Source organism: Ralstonia sp. 1138, from assembly GCF_040544795.1.
GTDB lineage: Bacteria > Pseudomonadota > Gammaproteobacteria > Burkholderiales > Burkholderiaceae > Ralstonia > Ralstonia flatus.
Genome location: NZ_JBEPKQ010000003.1, coordinates 995,494 through 1,010,569, shown reverse-complemented (window position 1 = coordinate 1,010,569; position 15,076 = coordinate 995,494). Strand labels below are relative to the sequence as shown.

Annotated in this window: 18 protein-coding genes; 14 read left to right on the top strand and 4 right to left on the bottom strand. The window is 63.7% G+C overall.

Annotation, left to right across the window (positions count from 1 at the left end; genetic code table 11):
• Positions 1 to 98: 98 nt before the first annotated feature.
• From ABIC76_RS17560 to ABIC76_RS17505, 12 genes are all read left to right on the top strand, one after another.
• Positions 99 to 1,067, top strand: a complete 969-nt coding sequence (locus tag ABIC76_RS17560) for a DUF932 domain-containing protein (RefSeq protein ID WP_354534735.1) — start codon at positions 99 to 101, stop codon at positions 1,065 to 1,067.
• A 79-nt stretch (positions 1,068 to 1,146) separates the two neighbouring features.
• Complete coding sequence (locus tag ABIC76_RS17555; protein ID WP_354534713.1) at positions 1,147 to 2,145, top strand: YqaJ viral recombinase family nuclease; 999 nt, start codon at positions 1,147 to 1,149, stop codon at positions 2,143 to 2,145.
• Between the two features lie 12 nt (positions 2,146 to 2,157).
• Positions 2,158 to 3,078: a recombination directionality factor gene (locus ABIC76_RS17550; protein ID WP_354534712.1), complete on the top strand. Its 921-nt coding sequence runs from the start codon at positions 2,158 to 2,160 to the stop codon at positions 3,076 to 3,078.
• Complete coding sequence (locus ABIC76_RS17545) at positions 3,075 to 4,100, top strand: hypothetical protein (RefSeq protein ID WP_354534711.1); 1,026 nt, start codon at positions 3,075 to 3,077, stop codon at positions 4,098 to 4,100. Before ABIC76_RS17550 ends, ABIC76_RS17545 begins: the two co-directional genes overlap by 4 nt.
• A 112-nt stretch (positions 4,101 to 4,212) precedes the next feature.
• Complete coding sequence (locus ABIC76_RS17540) at positions 4,213 to 5,250, top strand: hypothetical protein (RefSeq protein WP_354534710.1); 1,038 nt, start codon at positions 4,213 to 4,215, stop codon at positions 5,248 to 5,250.
• A gap of 105 nt (positions 5,251 to 5,355) precedes the next feature.
• On the top strand, positions 5,356 to 5,787 hold the full coding sequence (locus ABIC76_RS17535) for a DUF6878 family protein (RefSeq protein ID WP_354534709.1): 432 nt from the start codon (positions 5,356 to 5,358) through the stop codon (positions 5,785 to 5,787).
• A complete protein-coding gene (locus ABIC76_RS17530) occupies positions 5,784 to 6,533 on the top strand; it encodes an IolE/MocC family protein (protein WP_354534708.1) in 750 nt (249 codons plus the stop codon). The genes ABIC76_RS17535 and ABIC76_RS17530 overlap by 4 nt, the downstream gene beginning before the upstream one ends.
• Positions 6,534 to 6,785, top strand: coding sequence for a hypothetical protein (locus tag ABIC76_RS17525; RefSeq protein ID WP_354534707.1), 252 nt, complete (start codon positions 6,534 to 6,536; stop codon positions 6,783 to 6,785).
• A gap of 79 nt (positions 6,786 to 6,864) precedes the next feature.
• A complete protein-coding gene (locus ABIC76_RS17520) occupies positions 6,865 to 7,674 on the top strand; it encodes a DUF4942 domain-containing protein (RefSeq protein ID WP_354534706.1) in 810 nt (269 codons plus the stop codon).
• Positions 7,675 to 7,772: 98 nt separating this feature from the next.
• Complete coding sequence (locus ABIC76_RS17515) at positions 7,773 to 7,958, top strand: hypothetical protein (RefSeq protein WP_354534705.1); 186 nt, start codon at positions 7,773 to 7,775, stop codon at positions 7,956 to 7,958.
• 130 nt (positions 7,959 to 8,088) lie between these two features.
• Positions 8,089 to 8,391, top strand: a complete 303-nt coding sequence (locus tag ABIC76_RS17510; protein WP_354534704.1) for a hypothetical protein — start codon at positions 8,089 to 8,091, stop codon at positions 8,389 to 8,391.
• Positions 8,392 to 8,471: 80 nt separating this feature from the next.
• Positions 8,472 to 9,005 (top strand): hypothetical protein, encoded by a 534-nt coding sequence (locus ABIC76_RS17505; RefSeq protein ID WP_354534703.1) that lies wholly within the window; start codon positions 8,472 to 8,474, stop codon positions 9,003 to 9,005.
• Here ABIC76_RS17505 and ABIC76_RS17500 read toward each other — a convergent pair whose 3' ends face one another.
• Positions 9,006 to 9,344 (bottom strand): helix-turn-helix domain-containing protein, encoded by a 339-nt coding sequence (locus ABIC76_RS17500; RefSeq protein ID WP_502947866.1) that lies wholly within the window; start codon positions 9,342 to 9,344, stop codon positions 9,006 to 9,008. It abuts the gene before it with no gap.
• 202 nt (positions 9,345 to 9,546) lie between these two features.
• Between ABIC76_RS17500 and ABIC76_RS17495 the strand changes: the two genes are divergently transcribed.
• A complete protein-coding gene (locus ABIC76_RS17495; protein ID WP_354534701.1) occupies positions 9,547 to 11,364 on the top strand; it encodes a hypothetical protein in 1,818 nt (605 codons plus the stop codon).
• Between the two features lie 214 nt (positions 11,365 to 11,578).
• Positions 11,579 to 12,235 carry a hypothetical protein gene (locus ABIC76_RS17490; RefSeq protein ID WP_354534700.1) on the top strand — a complete coding sequence of 219 codons (657 nt, stop codon included), beginning with the start codon at positions 11,579 to 11,581 and terminating at the stop codon, positions 12,233 to 12,235.
• Between the two features lie 403 nt (positions 12,236 to 12,638).
• On the opposite strand, the gene ABIC76_RS17485 is transcribed toward ABIC76_RS17490, so the two are convergent.
• The 3 genes from ABIC76_RS17485 to ABIC76_RS17475 form a co-directional block, all read right to left on the bottom strand.
• Positions 12,639 to 13,319: a hypothetical protein gene (locus ABIC76_RS17485; RefSeq protein WP_354534699.1), complete on the bottom strand. Its 681-nt coding sequence runs from the start codon at positions 13,317 to 13,319 to the stop codon at positions 12,639 to 12,641.
• Between the two features lie 129 nt (positions 13,320 to 13,448).
• A complete protein-coding gene (locus tag ABIC76_RS17480) occupies positions 13,449 to 14,156 on the bottom strand; it encodes a hypothetical protein (protein WP_354534698.1) in 708 nt (235 codons plus the stop codon).
• A 378-nt stretch (positions 14,157 to 14,534) separates the two neighbouring features.
• Entirely contained in the window at positions 14,535 to 14,909 is a 375-nt protein-coding gene (locus ABIC76_RS17475; RefSeq protein WP_354534697.1) for a PHA-granule associated protein 4, read from the bottom strand.
• Between the last annotated feature and the right edge of the window lie 167 nt (positions 14,910 to 15,076).

Sequence of the window (15,076 nt, the reverse complement as noted above, 5' to 3'; positions counted from 1 at the left end):
TCTCGGTGATGGCCATCATGTTCGGTGACCCGGTGGGTCACTTCCAAAGTGTTGCATCCCCTCTCGGGTGGGTCACTCCTAGAGTGTTGTTGACAACCATGCATCTCGTTTCCTCCATGGCCTATGTCGGCCAGCAACCGTGGCACGGTCTCGGTAACAAGCTCGCACCCAATGAACCCGTCCAGGTCTGGGCCGAACGTGCCGGTATGAACTGGCGCATCGAAGAATCCGAAGTGCGTTACGTCGCGGCGGGTCACAAGAACCTCGGCTCGATCCACGCGTTTCCCGAGCAGAAAGTCCTCTATCGCAGTGATTCGAGGATGCCTTTGTCCGTTGTGTCTGCTCGGTACCAGGTCGTGCAGCCGTCCGAAATTCTGGAGTTCTACCGGGACCTAACAGAAGTTGGTGGCTTCGAACTGGAAACCGCTGGCGTGCTCAAGGAAGGCCGCAAGTTCTGGGCGCTCGCCAAGACGGGCCAGACCGGCACGCTCAAGGGCAAGGACACGATCAATGGCTACCTGCTGCTCGCCACGGCCTGCGATGGAACGCTCGCCACCACCGCGCAATTCACGTCGGTGCGCGTAGTTTGCAACAACACGCTTCAGATCGCTCTGGGCAACGGCGCCGATGCCGTCAAGGTGCCGCACCGCAGCCAGTTCAACGCCCAGGCGGTCAAACGCCAGCTCGGTATTGCGGTCTCGTCGTGGGATGCCTTCATGGCCCGTACCAAGGCGCTGGCCGAGCGCAAGGTCACCGATGCGGCTGCGGAAGCGTTCTTCCGGCGCGTGCTGACCTATCCCGCCACCCAATCCACCGACCGCGCAGCGCTGGCGGTCAACGAACGCGCGATCAAGGCCGTCGAGCAGCTTTACTCAGGTCGCGGCAAAGGGGCGCAGTTGCCCTCGGCCTCCGGCACCGCTTGGGGCTTGCTGAATGCCATCACGGAATACACGGATCACCATCGCCGCGCCCGCAGCGACGATCACCGCCGTGATGCGGCCTGGTTCGGCCAAGGCGCTGCCATCAAGCAGAAAGCGTGGGATGAAGCCCTTCGGCTCGTGGTGTAGCTGTCCGCCGTTTCTCCTTTCTCAATCTTCCGGCCCGGTCGAGTGCGCTCACCGGGCCTTCGTCTTTTTGGAGGTCAGCATGACCCTGTCTGAAACAACGAGGCGCAGCCGGCATCGTCCGGCACTGCGCCTGGTGCAAACCAAGGACTTGCCGCGTGAAGACTGGCTGGCCGTACGCAGGACTGGCATCGGCGGATCGGATGCCGCTGCGGCGGTTGGCCTGAACCCCTACAAGAGCCGGCTGGAGTTATGGATGGAGAAGACCGGCAGGGGGGCCGAGCTACCCAAGCCCGACCCAAATGACACCACCGAGCCCGTGTACTGGGGAACTCTTCTAGAGCCCATCGTGGCCGCTGCGTACTGCAAGCAAACCGGTCACCGTGTCCGCAAGGTCAATGCGGTGCTGCGGCACCCCACCATTCCCTTCATGCTGGCGAATCTGGATCGGGAAGTCATTGGCGTGCCCGGTGTGCAGATCCTGGAGTGCAAGACGGCGGGCCTATTCGGTGCGCGTCATTGGCAGGATGGCGTCCCGGAGTACGTGGTCCTGCAGGTTCAACATCAGCTCGCGGTATCCGGCAAGCAAGCTGCTGATGTGGCCGTGTTGCTGTGCGGACAGCAGTTGGCCGTGCACCGCATCGAGCGCGATGACGAACTCATCGCCGGGCTCATTCCGCTGGAAGCTGAGTTCTGGCGCTATGTGCAAACCGACACGCCACCACCCGGAGACGGTTCCGAATCGGCTGACCGGGCGCTACGCGTTCTGTATCCGCGCGACAGCGGCGGCACGGTGGATTTCTCGGACGATCGGCACTTGAGTGCGGTGTTCGCTGATCTGGTCAGCGTGCGCGAGCAGATCGAGGCGCAGGAGGTCGCTGCCGCCAAGCTCAAGCAAACGATCCAGTCCGCCATGGGTGAAGCGTCATGCGCGCTTTTCGAGACCGGCGAAGTCACGTATCGGCGCAGCAAGGACGGTTCCACCACTGACGTGGAACGGCTCCTGGCCGACCACCCCGAGCTTGCCCAGCAGTACACCATCCCCAAAGCAGGCTCCCGCCGCTTCCTCATCTATCCCTAGTGGAGTCCCCCTATGTTGAAAGGTTTGATGATCACGCCACCCGTCATAGGCCGCATCACCATTGGCCGTGTGGTTGAGAAGAACGGTAAGCGCCTGCCCGAGAAGGACGACCAGTTCACGTTAACTACCCAGGTGCAACAACGCGGCGAGTGGATCTTGCACCCGCTCAACGAATCGCTGCGCAAAGCCAATCCGGGCAAGCTACGATCGATCCCGGTGCGCATGCTCTTCAACGACCCGGATCTGAACCTGCGAGCCGACTACACGCTGTTCGACCGCGAGACGGGACGGCCGGTCTGTGTCGGCAATGGCGAACGCTGCAAACGCGTGGAGGAAGGCGGCATTGCCATCCTGCCCTGCCCTTCGCCGGAAGGGTGCCAGTTCGGGGGGCCGAGCGGCTGCAAGCCATACGGGCGACTCAATGTCCTTGTCGGGGATGAAGACGAGATGGGCAGTTTCATCGCCAGAACGACATCGTGGAATTCGATTCGCACCCTGGCGGCACGGCTGCACTACTTCAGCGCCGTGTCGGGCAATCTGCTGGCCTGCCTGTCGCTCAGGTTGGTGCTGCGGGGCAAATCGACCACGCAGAGCTGGCGGGCACCGATCTACTACGTCGACCTGGCGGTCCGGGAAGGCACGACGCTGGAAGCCACCATTGCCGAGGCGCGCGAGCTGGATGCACGTCGCAAGGCGGCCGGCTTCGATCAGGCGGCGTTGGATGCAACCGCCCGGGCAGGCTTTGCCAACGGGGCGTTCGAGGACAGCGCGGAGGAAGCGGCAGCGGTGGCCGAGGAGTTCTATCCGGAGCCAGCGCAGGGCGATCCGCAGCCCGGTTCGGACGCAGCCGCTAATGAGACGCCCGGCCCCGCCCCCACCCTGCGCGACAAGCTCACGCGTAAGGCGGCCTTGCTGGGCGGTTCGGCCGCATGAACCGGGGCGCCTGCTGGACGCTGGCGATCGCGGCGACCGGCACCGCGCTCTGCCTGTCGGTCCTGGCCGGCTGGCAGCGCGGCGGCACGCTTGCCGAACGGCTGGTGTGGGTGGCGATCGGGGTCGTGCTGGTCGCCTGCGCCCACCTGCTGCCGGCGCTGGTGCGGGACGCGTCGATTGGCGTGCGCGCCGTAGCGGCTGTCCTGTGGCTCGCCTGCATGGCGGCGGCGTGCCTGGGTCACGCGACCTTCTTCGTCCTGGCCCAGCGGCATGCCGGGGAGTCGCGGATATTGACGGCGCCCGTTCCGGAGCCGGCGGCGGCCGGTCGCAGTCTCACGGCGATCATGGCGGAACGGGCTGACATCACCGCACGACTGACGACGATCACGGCGCAGCGCTGTTCGGGCAACTGTACGACGCTGGAAGCGCGTCGCGTCACGCTGACGGCCAGACTCGCTGCGCTGGACGCTGAAGCGGAAGACGTGCGACGCCAGATGGCCGAACGCGACCGTGCGACGACTCAGCGCGACGCGCGACTCACCGACCCCGTCACGGCGCGACTCGCCGCGCTACTGGGCACGACGGTGGTGCGTGTTGAGCTCCTGACGGCGCTCGCCTTCGCTGCGGTTTTGGAAGGTGTGGCCTGTCTGCTTTGGACGCTGACACTGGTGTCGCGCCAGCGTTCGCAGGCGCCCGTCGCGCTCAGTCATGCCCCAGTCGTCGCCCCGCTGGAGCCGTTACCCGCAGCGGTCGCGAGCGCGACTGATGTGACTGAGCCCCCAGTCACGGCCGTCATGCCTGGTACCGACGAGACGACGGGCAGTCACGTTCCACACGACGATTCGGTCACGCGGAACCCGGCAGGCGCGTCGCACGACCCTGACGTGACGCAACTCATGCAGGCCATCGCCACCGGCCAACTGCGCCCGACCGTCAACGGCATCCGCCAGCGTCTTGGCTGCTCCCAGGCGCGGGCCATCGCCCTGCGCCGCCAGCTCGCTGCACTGGCCTCAGCGGCATAACGCCGGGCTCGGCGCCCGGCATTTCTGTTGTTGTCTTTCCCATCCACAGTGGTGTGCTCGGTTCCGGTTGGCCCGGAGGCTGGCGCACGCCCTTACACCTTAGGAGCCCCTAATGGGTGCCACCGTCCTCGTTGACCTCAAAACGGCGGCCTTGCGCCGCCCCGATGGGTCTGTCGTCTACTTTCTGTTCGAGAACACGTACGAGAAGAATCTCTATCCGCACGAGCCCCACTGGTCCTGCGTCGCCATCGGTTCCTACCAGCAGGTGCTTCGCCGAATCTTCCAGGGCGCCGCCGCCTGCGAGGGCGGGTCGCTCCAGGGGCGCGGGCGTGGCCTTCTGCCAGAGACGTTCATTCCGCGCTGGCAGCGTGCCTTACGAACCCCGCTCACCATGCCGGATGTCACCGTTCGGGTAGAGCCCTCGCTGCCGTTCTCGCATGACGACGAGAACGCGCAGTACCGGGAGAAGGTCGCGCTCGTGCTGGCCGGGCAAGGACGCCCGGATCTGGCGGACACCTTCCGTGCGGGGAACGCCATCACGCTGGAGCTGTACGCCGATCTCGATCTGGTACTAGCGCTACATGGCGCAAACGGGCCGGTGTCGCCCTGGCGGGCCATACGCGTGGAGCACGCGCAGGGGCCTGCTGTACCGGACTTGGCGCCCCCAAGTACCCGGGAGCCGGTTGTGGCGCCCGTCTACGCGGTGTGGGCACTGGATCAGGATCTACGCATCGGCAAATTCGACGATGCACCCTTGGCTGTCCTCGGCTGGGAGTACCGCGCCGTGGGGCACTTCCTGAGCCAGTACGTCTACCCGCTGGAGTTGCGGCGCACCGGTGTTGCTGCCGGCCTGATTCGGCGCTTCCGGGACACCTGCCAGTCGGCCCCGCTGCTGCCGGACACCGTGCGCGTCACGATCCAGCTCAGCGACATCCCCGGTGCACACCTGTGGCAATTGGCGTGTGCCCGCCGGATTGCGGCTGCACTCGGTGCAATTGCCAGCTCGACGGTCACCACCACGCTGGGTGAGGTGCGGCGCGCAGGCGAACTACGCGATCTGTGCTCGCTGACGGCCGCGCAGCTTCTGTGGGACGAAGCCTCCATCCCCTGCGCCACGGATGCCCGCAGCGCGTTCGCCCCAACGGCATAAAGCCGGGATCTGCCCGGCTGTCGTCTTCTCGTTGTTTCCCACTCGACGTGCCTCGATCCGGTTGCCCCGGAGGCGCCAGCACGTCTTCCACCTGGAGTCCCCATCATGTTCGACACCCCGAAACCCGATCCCGTCCTGTCGCATAACCGTACCGTCTTGCTCGACGCCTTGCGTGCAGCCGGTGCCGCTTACGCCGTCATCACCTACTCCGGCTTTGGCGACAGTGGTAACGCCAACGCCATCCAGATCCTCGACACCGGAGGTCAAGAGGTCCATGGAGACCAAGCCGTCAGCGTCCTGCGGGAGGACGGCCGCTACGTCAACGGCCAGTGGCAAAGCACGCAATCCATGGGCGAACTGAGCCTACGCGACGCGCTGGATGCCTTCGCCGATCGTGCGCTTGACCGCTATCACCCGGGCTTCGAGGACAACGATGGTGGCGAGGGGGAGATCACCTTCGACGTGGCTGCCGGCACCGTCTGCATGGCGCACCGCGATTTCTACGTCGAATCGACCCACACGGAGACCGACCTATGAAAACGTGTCTTTCGCTCGCCAGTTGGCCCGGGCTGGATTACGCCCGCGTGCCCGAAGTGTTGGCCCGCACCCATACCGAACCGTTGTTCGGCACGCTCTGCACGGAACACGTGCAGCTCGTGCCGCAGACAGTTGGACGGCTCGATGATGGCTATGCGGACGCCCTGCGGGCAGCCTTTCCGGCAATCCAGTTCCGCCTGCACGCCAACGTGCGGGTCCTGCCCCGGCACCGCCTGGCAGACCTGTCCACCTTCGATGCCGATCTCGACTGGTTCGAGCAAGCGGCCCGCATCAGCCAACGGCTGAGCGCTCCCGCCTACAGCGCGCATGCGGGAGACCGGCGTCATGCGACGCTCGCCCAGGTGCTGGACAACGCCCGCCGCTGCGCCGACCTGTTCGGCTGCCCGGTGGCCGTCGAAGGGCTCTATCCCGACCGGCACGGCGCGCAACTGGTGTCGACCTGGGAGGAATACCGCACGGTCTTCGCATCGGGCGTGCCGTACGCGCTGGATCTATCGCACCTGTTCATCGTGGCACACCGCTACGGCCGCGAGGATGGGCTGGTGGCGGACATGCTCGCCTGTGAGCGCTGCATCGAGGTCCACGTCAGCGACAACGATGGCACGGGTGACTGGCACCGGGTCTGTGAAGCTCCTCCCTGGTGGTATCGGCTGCTGGCCTACCTGCATCCGGACGCGGTGGTGTTCTCCGAGGGCAATCACCGCAGGGCGTCCGAGGAGAACTGAATGCGGATTGCCTTCCTCAACGCAAACGGCGTGAACCAGATTGCCGAGGCGCTCGGCGAGTATCACAAGCGGGGGCGCGACCACTTCACAGATTCGATGTTGTGCGCGTGGGCCAACGAGGCCGAGGCGCACTTTGCGGCTGGCAATGGCTGCCACTTCGAAATCAGCCCCTTCGACAGCGTCAGCGGGCATCCCGTTGTGGTGGACATCACCCACGATGGGTACGACGTCGAAGACATTGCCGAACGATGACCCACCGCCCCATTTGCCTGGAATACGTCGCACCAGGCCAGGACCGATGAACGCCACTCACGACTTGAGAACATGCCCCATGCAAACCACCACCGAACTCGTCCCCAGCATCAGCATTGCCAACCTTGCCAACCAGCGCGCCGCCGTGGTCGAGCGCATCCGTACAGCGCTGGACCTTCTCGCGGAGGCCGAACAACTCGCACGCTCCGCCCACCTGGGCTTTCCGAGGCTTGTCCTTGATGAAAGCTATGGCTGCCGTGGCCGACCGACCATTACCGGAGACTATGCGAAACGCGACGAAGCCGAAGGTGCCATTGTCCGTATCGTCGACATACGCGGCTGGGACTACCTGCTCACCGAATCGGGTCTACGCACCTTCATGGACGCGAAGGCCCGTGAGCAATGGAGCCACCAGATTGCCGAGGGCGAGGTGCCCGAACTGACCGTTGCCAACATCGAAGCCACGTTCGCTCAGCTCTACGGCGCGCGTGGCGAGATGTTCGAGCGCGGTGTGCTCGAGTGCTTCCGGCGACTGTCCTGGGACTACAAGCGCCACACGCCCTTCAAGTTCGGCGCCAAGATCATCGTGCGCGCCCTGCTCAGGGACGGCTTCCTCAATCACCGCGTCACCAATGAGCTGGACGACCTGATCCGTGCCTTCTGCGTTCTGGATGGCAAGCCTGAGCCCGATCACCGGCTGGGGGTGTACGCCTTCGTGTCGCATTCGCAATCTCATCGGCTCACGCACGCGGAGCATGACTACTTCAGCCTGCGCTGGTTCAAGAACGGCAATGGGCATCTGCACTTCAAACGCCCGGATCTGGTGGACAAGATGAACTTGATTTTGGCGAAGCACTACCCCAACGCACTGCCTTCCCAAGCGCGGTAATTCCCTGGGCGCGTCCTGCGTCCGGCTTTCCCTTTCCACCGACGACCCCGCACCGGCTGCGCCGGAGGCTCGCGCTCGTCCTTTCCCAGGAGAACACCATGACTACCGCAACCTGCCACCCCCAGCCGTACCTGCTGAACCGCCACGCAGGCGGCGCCATGTGCGAAGGTCAACAGAACCGGCGTGCGCATGCAGGCGTGCCGCCCCACCGATGGAGACGCTGCGCGCTCACGGGTGGCGCCTGTGCCCCAGCCGACAACGCGCTCGCTTCGGCAGCGCAATAGTTTCGCGCGCCATCCTTGCAGTCCCCCGGCGCGTCCTGCGTCCTGCGTCCGACTTCTTTCCCTTTGACCCCGACGACCCTGCATCCGCCTCCGCTGGAGGCTTGCGCTCGTCCATTTTTAGGAGTTCGCTATGACGGAACCCTCTTTACCCGCATTGCTTCCACCGCGCCTGCCGCTCGGGCAACTGGTGGCAACGCCGGCTGCGGTTGCCGCTTTATCCGAGGCTGGTGTATCGGTCTACCTGCTGCTCAACCGCCATGCCCGTGGCGACTGGGGCGAGCTGTGCGAGGCAGACCGCTTGCAGAACGTGCTGGCGGTCAACACCGGCCAGCGCGTGGTCTCCAGCTACCTGCTACCCACAGGGCAGAAGGTGTGGATCATCACCGAGGCCGACCGAGTGCTCACCACAGTGCTGCTGCCCGAGGACTATTAATGGACGCTCTGGTCCTGAAACTCCACCCCGCCCTGCGGCCCGGACGGCAACTCACCTCGGCGCATTCCGGCAAGCCGCTCTTGAGCCGTCAAGGGGATTGGGACGGTGGCAGCCCGTTGCACTGCACCGCCATGGCACTCGCGCTGCTGGGCAAGCTTTCCGATCCGGTCCAAGTCCGCCAGCATGCAAACGGCCCCGAAGCCCGTTTCTGGGACCGCGCCTGGCCGCACTACCTGCACGGGCTGACGCTCTCGGAACTGGCGTCTTTCATCTGGGAACTGAACTGCGGCGTGCGGCCCGTCACCGCAGAGGGCAACGACTCTGCCGTGCAGCGCTTCTGCGTGCGGGAACTGTCCAAAGGCTGGCCGGTCATCGTAGCGCTGCGCACCCGGCAGCGAACCCATGCAGCGCTGGCGGTGGGCATCGAGGGCCGGCAGTCCCATCGCCGTTTCACGCCCCACGCCCTGCTGCTGCTCGATCCCGCTGAACCCGAGCCTGGGCTGGCCAGCTTCAACGCCCGCCTGGAGACCGTCAAGCGCCCGCCGCTGCTCACCGCTACCGCAACCCAGCGCGTAACGGTGGATGGCGCCGTGTCGATCCGGCTGCCCCCGTAGCTACCGCAGGCGGCTGCGCTTGATCTCGGGCGGTGTGGCGGCGTTCACGCGCCGGTGCCCCGTGGGCTTGAGCGACACGCCATCCAACGGCGCAAACAGCTCGGAGAGCGTCACGCCCAGGCAATAGCAGATGTTCGCCAGCGTCTCGACCGACGGGTTGGCAATGCCGCGCTCGATGGACGAAATGTAGGTCCGGTCGACGTGCGCCTCGAACGCCAACGTTTCCTGTGACTTGTCCGCAGCGTGGCGGCACTGCTTGATACGTTTGCCCAGCGCCACCGAGATCGGGGCCGGACGGGTGGAGGGGGTGGCTCGCTTGGCAGTCATGGCGAGCAGGATGCCTACCTGCTGACTGATTCACGACGCTGTAAACACAGCAAATAATGCTGCTTATACTCTACAATCTTCCGACCAATTGCCGATAACCCGGCGTGTCAGAGGGGTTTCGTCACGCCTCGGATTGTCGAGTAGACACGACAAAGCGAGCCCAGGTTTGCTTGCGGGGCATGCATTCCAACAACACCAACAAAGGAAGCTCAAATTGAAGAATATCTACGTAGGGGGGAGTCAACTCGTCCTCAGCGTCATGATGGCGGCCACCCTGGCAGCCTGCGGCGGAGGCGGCGACGGCGTTTCCACCACTTCGGGCTCAACCCCGCCTACAGCCGCAAGCCAGCAGCTCACCGGCAAGGCCATTGATGGTTACCTGAGCGGTGCGAAGGTTTGCTTCGACAACGGTCACGGCACCTGCGATCCGACGCTGCCGGAGGCGGTGACGGACATCAATGGCAACTACACGCTGAACGTATCGGGCGACATGACGGGCAAGCACCTGCTTGCCGTCGTGCAGGCCGGCAACGTTGATACCACGACGAACACGACCTTCCATCAGGGCTTCCTGCTGTCGGCCATCGTGGCGGGGGCCAACCAGAACATCACCCCGCTCACGTCGATGGTGGTTGCGCAGATGGTGGCAGGCAAGTCGCAAGCCGATGCCACGGCGACGGTGCAGGCGCTCGCCAGCGGTGCTGATGTCAACGGCGACTACATCGCTGCTGGCAACGCTCCGGTGGCAACGCTCGCTTCGCAGACGGTCGGTGTGCTGCAGGCCTACGGCGGCACGACCGCCACGGCTGCGGCCAACGTGCTGAACGCCGTGGTGGCTACCGGCTCTCCAGCGGCGGTGACGGCCTCGTCGGTGGCGCTGCAAGCGGCAGCCAACGGCACGCCCGTTGATCCCGCGACGGCACTGGCCCAACCGCTCTATGCGATGGAAGGCTATCTCGGCAGCGGTGGCACGCCGTTCTCGCACTATGGCCTGCAAGACGCAGTTGGTGTGCCGGTGCGGGGCGCGTACACCCTGAGCGGTGGGTCGCTCACGGTGCCGCGGCAATTGCACCAAGGTGGCTGGGTCAACGCGCCGCAAGTCGGCATGTTCGACTCGTACATCACGGGGGCTGGCCTGAGCAACCCGCTGTCATACGTGATGCCGCTCTCCGGTGGCTACGTGATGAAGGCCGACGGATCGTTGTCGGCATTCCTCTCCAGCGACCAACTGCACCCGGGCTACACGGTGACTTCGTCGAGCGGCAAGATCAGCGCCACCGATCTGCTGACCAACGACGCTGTGACGATCTCGCTGTCGCAAGTGGATGTGAGCAATCAGCCGGTGTCCAGCAGCCTGATCGTGCCGCCGACCAACGCCATCCGCCAAGCCATGGGCGGTGTCTTCGATCCCGGTTCGACGGCCGTCTACGCCACCCTTCAGCATGCCCACGACCAGGCTATCGTCACGACCGGTGGCTGGGGGCCGGAGTGGGTGAACGGAGCTGACGTATTCAACGCGGGCATATTTGTCACGCCGGACAATGCCCCGTCCACCGCCGTGCTCACCCTAGGTGATCCGTCGCCGATGGTGTCGCTGACCGATGTCTCGCAAGTCGTCGGTAAATCCGCCGACGTGTCGCCCAACGTCCAGGCGCGTTCCTGCATCGTGCTGAACATCCAAGCGGGCGGTGTGGTGCAACTGGCAGCGAGCGGCAAGTCGGGCTGCGACTACAGCAAGGTGTCGCTGCCCGTTCAAGGCACGTGGAGCGTCTATCCGCGTAACAACAACCTGATGGTCATCAGCCTGCCGAAGTCGGCTACGGCTTTGGATATCAACCCGACGGTGAAGGGTGCCATCGCCAGCGGCGGCAATCTGATGGTGGCCCTCATCGCTGGCAAAGCGGCCATGGGCTACCTGTTCCCGGCATCCGTACCCCAGACCTACGAGCTGCTGACAGCAGCGCAATCGGATCTGGTCGCGGCTTCGATGCATGCAGCGGCCAAAGCCATCGGCATCACGCTGAACCCGTAAGTACATCTCTCTTGAAGCAAGGCCGGTCGGTGCAGACGATGCACTGACCGGCATTCAGTCTCTCTGCCCTACTGTGGCTCGCCAAGCCTGCACACCACGGGCTACTGCGCTCGACCGAACCAGCGTTAGCTACGCCCCGAGGCCGTCGCCGACGACGAACGTTTCCTCGCATCCTTCATCGGCGCAATTCTTGTTTCCTCTCAATAGAACCATCATGAACCAATACAACCGTCTTCCCGCCATCACTCTCCTGCTCGTCGCGACGATGGCGACTGCTGCATGCTCGAAAGGGCCATCCGAAGCTGAAGCAAAAGCCGTGATCAAGGCTTCGCTCGCTGGCTGCGAGAATCTCTCAATCCGTCATTTCGAGAAGGTCAATGGAACGGCACAGGGCGACAACAGATACCTGGTCGATGTGAAGTATTCCATCGCCATGCGTCCAACATCAGACATCAAGGCATACGCAGGCGAGAAATATGCCCAGGAGGTCGAAAACCTCAAAAGCCAGCTCGCGCACGCCCATGAAGTCGAAAACGCGTGGAAGGCTGACGAACAGGCCTGGAGAAGCGCGAACCCCGGCTCTGACTCGGCTGCCTACGAAGTGCAGCACCAGGACGGGTGGGCCAAGTACCAGCAGGTCATGCCATTGCTGCTTGGTGGCGATCAACTGGTCAACAGTGCGCCTCGGACTGCGAAGGCGGCAATGGAGCGGAACATGCGCAAGGCCTGCCCGAACGTCGGTGCACCGCTGCTCCACAACTTCTTTAACGGCGACGAGCCTGTCGAGCAGTATGCCGACTCAATCGAGGAGAGCTTTACCGGCAAGATCGCGATGGTGAAGACCGATAACGGGTGGCAGGAGGATCGCTGATCACCGCCATCCTACGAGTAGAAACGCGCGCTGGCTTCTTGCCGGCGCGCGAGTCCAGAGTGCATGACACTCTTTTTTTTTTGGCGCGGAGGAAATTCCACCGTGTGCCTTTGAGGATGGAGCAGGATTTTGTTCGCGCGGGCCGTGCCTACGGTGGCCCTCATCGAAACGCCTTCACCTTTCCGAACAGCCGTCCGGTAGGCGTCGCGGTGAACGCGACTGGCCACTGACCATCGCCAGCTTGTTCTTGGGAGCGTTTGCCGGGGGGGATGTACTTCGATTGGCGCAACAGTGAAGCGGTCATCGAACGGCTGAACGCGCACCCATGAACCTTGGCCCGTCGATCGATCCGCCTTGCCCGGATGTCTCAAGCCCCCACAAGACTCTCGGAGCGCAACGACGCCTAGCGATAAGGCGCCTTGGGACCGATATAGCGCTTATAGGCCGCAATCCAATCATGCGCCATCTCCCGTTGGGCTTGCTCCAAGGGTAGCTTGCGGCTGCAAACCAACGTATGCAGGCGGTTCTCCAGCCGATCCTTGGCGAGGCTGCCCCAGTTGCCAATCACGTGATGCGGCTGTGGCCAGAGATTTTTGGCACTGTTTGGTGCACCGCCGATCTCCAGCGCAACAAGGTGGTCCTCTTCATAGTCGCGCACCCGCTTGTCGGCATAGCCGTACTGCCGGATCTGTCGCACCTTGAGCTCGCGCGTGAATTGCTGTGGTGGACGCACGGTCTTGGTGTAGCCGCGCATGCAGATGGTCTCGCGAATGTTCGCCTGGGTCACGCGTGGATCAACGGCACCGGGGGTGAGCCGTGGATTGGGCCTCGCCCGCTCGATCGGTGCAATTGCCGCATACGCGCCGCTCGCGTCGCCCACACCGCCCTTGTTTGTTCTTGCATGGGCGGGTGCCGAAATCAACACTGCCGCACACAGCATGGCGCATAGCCACGGAGACTGCCCTTGCACACCCACTCCTTGATCGACTTCGAGCCACGCATTGTCGCACCACGCGACTGCAGTGAATTCAAGCAGCACGCGCTTCGTGGCCGTAAAAAAAAAGCGCCAAGTGAAATCGCTCACCTGGCGCTACACGGGGTCCAGTCACCGGGGGGCTCACTGGACAGATGGAGGTTACGTCCGGATCGCGAGACAGATTGCAACTTTCTGTGTCGCAATTTTTGCGAAGCGTTGTGCAGTTGCCGCCCGCGTTTAGCCGACCTTGATGATCGACATGAAGCCTTGCAGCGCCAACGGTGTTTGGCTCTGCGAACCCAGCACCTTGGAGAAGCCCATCCACAACGGGTTGTTGCTGTTCCAGCTTCCCTGCACGCCGCCGACACGCACCATGCCAAGCACGCCGGAGGTCGATGCGGTGGTGATCGGCGCGTCGGGGTATTGCTGCACGGCGTATTGATAGATGCCGGGATAAGCCACGCTCTGGCCGACGGCGAACGTCATCTGGGCCGGCAATTGATACGTATCCGTGGTTGGCGCGAGAATCTTGGCGCTGCCGCTGACCAGATACACACCGGAGGGAATGGTGATCGTGCCGTCGTTGTTCGCGGTGTACTGGAAGTCGTTGTAGGTATGCACACCTAAACGGAAATCGAGCTGGTACCAGTTCCCCATGTCGATGCCGCGACCGCCATTCGCTTGCGCAGAATGGCCGAGCTCGATAGTCAATACTGGTGAGACTCCATGAGGCGACGGCAGATTGATGAGTTGGCTGCCGTCCACTGCTGGCAACCGGCCCTGTGCATCGAGCACGACGACATCACCGGGAGCCGTCCCTTCCTGAGACTTTGGAATCGCGGCCTTGGCCGTGCTGGCGACGCTTTGAAGCGGTGCGGCCAACCCGGCGACCGCATTATTGAGAGCGGCAAGGGCCGCGGAAAACTGATCTTGGGAAGTCGTCATCAACACACCTGGGAGAGGAAGCACCATAGGATTGGCGCCCTCTCACCGGCATGGCGTTCGCATCGGTCGTACCCCGCTTTTTGAATTCGGCGGCATAAAAGAGCCCGGCCATGTCGGACGACAGGCCGGGCTAATCGAGGGTTGCGTTGCCATCGCAGTACGCAGCATGGCAGGGGGACTGCGGCTTGCAGGGCGGGTTGCGAGACTCAGATGCGTGCGCATCCAGAGCGGAGCTTGACCACCATTGGGTCGCAGCTCCGCCCGCTACGCATAGGATGACTGCTGACGCCTGCATACCCATGCAGCAACAAGCCAGATGACTGTGCGTGCCGCATGCCAACGACCGCCGACCGTTCCTGCGCCTTCGTTGGCTTTGCGCTACCGGTCCCAGCGGCTCTCCACGTCATGGGCCAAATGACCTGCAAGTATGTAGTCGCCCAGTGCAGTCGCCTTGGCCTCCAACTTCGCCAAGTCACCTGCTGGCAAGGCATCCAAGTCGAACTGGCAGTAAAGGTTGCGCTGCCGGAACGTGGTTTTTGCCCGCGCGAGCCCCGCTGCCAGTGCGGCCGGTGATTGAACGGCGATGTTCTCCTGGCCGCGGAACTCAACGCGAACCCCGACCTTCTGGCCCATGCGGCCCAACTCGAATGCATCTTGCCAACCCGACTCGTAGTCCAGTTCGACAACTGCAATTCCGTCCGTCTTCAGCAGCCGTAGCGCTTCCTCTCGTGTGCCAGCGCGCGCTGTTGCCATCTCCGCCCTCAATTCCATCCTGCATACCGTCCAACTCGGTGCCGCCTTGCTTCAGGTAACAATCCCGACATCGTTACACAACGCGCTTGACCATCAAGCCGGCAATCCTGACACAGTTGCGCAGCGCGCTTGACCATAACATCGGACAGCCGTAATTTACCCCTCGG

Bases quoted from the DNA above. Each gene is read 5' to 3' on its own strand.
- ABIC76_RS17555 (WP_354534713.1), top strand. From the start codon at position 1,147: ATGACCCTGTCTGAAACAACGAGGCGCAGCCGGCATCGTCCGGCACTG.
- ABIC76_RS17545 (WP_354534711.1), top strand. From the start codon at position 3,075: ATGAACCGGGGCGCCTGCTGGACGCTGGCGATCGCGGCGACCGGCACC.
- ABIC76_RS17520 (WP_354534706.1), top strand. From the start codon at position 6,865: ATGCAAACCACCACCGAACTCGTCCCCAGCATCAGCATTGCCAACCTT.
- ABIC76_RS17480 (WP_354534698.1), bottom strand. From the start codon at position 14,156: ATGACGACTTCCCAAGATCAGTTTTCCGCGGCCCTTGCCGCTCTCAAT.
- ABIC76_RS17490 (WP_354534700.1), top strand. From the start codon at position 11,579: ATGAACCAATACAACCGTCTTCCCGCCATCACTCTCCTGCTCGTCGCG.
- ABIC76_RS17510 (WP_354534704.1), top strand. From the start codon at position 8,089: ATGACGGAACCCTCTTTACCCGCATTGCTTCCACCGCGCCTGCCGCTC.
- ABIC76_RS17525 (WP_354534707.1), top strand. From the start codon at position 6,534: ATGCGGATTGCCTTCCTCAACGCAAACGGCGTGAACCAGATTGCCGAG.
- ABIC76_RS17530 (WP_354534708.1), top strand. From the start codon at position 5,784: ATGAAAACGTGTCTTTCGCTCGCCAGTTGGCCCGGGCTGGATTACGCC.
- ABIC76_RS17550 (WP_354534712.1), top strand. From the start codon at position 2,158: ATGTTGAAAGGTTTGATGATCACGCCACCCGTCATAGGCCGCATCACC.
- ABIC76_RS17540 (WP_354534710.1), top strand. From the start codon at position 4,213: ATGGGTGCCACCGTCCTCGTTGACCTCAAAACGGCGGCCTTGCGCCGC.
- ABIC76_RS17560 (WP_354534735.1), top strand. From the start codon at position 99: ATGCATCTCGTTTCCTCCATGGCCTATGTCGGCCAGCAACCGTGGCAC.
- ABIC76_RS17535 (WP_354534709.1), top strand. From the start codon at position 5,356: ATGTTCGACACCCCGAAACCCGATCCCGTCCTGTCGCATAACCGTACC.
- ABIC76_RS17475 (WP_354534697.1), bottom strand. From the start codon at position 14,909: ATGGCAACAGCGCGCGCTGGCACACGAGAGGAAGCGCTACGGCTGCTG.
- ABIC76_RS17515 (WP_354534705.1), top strand. From the start codon at position 7,773: ATGACTACCGCAACCTGCCACCCCCAGCCGTACCTGCTGAACCGCCAC.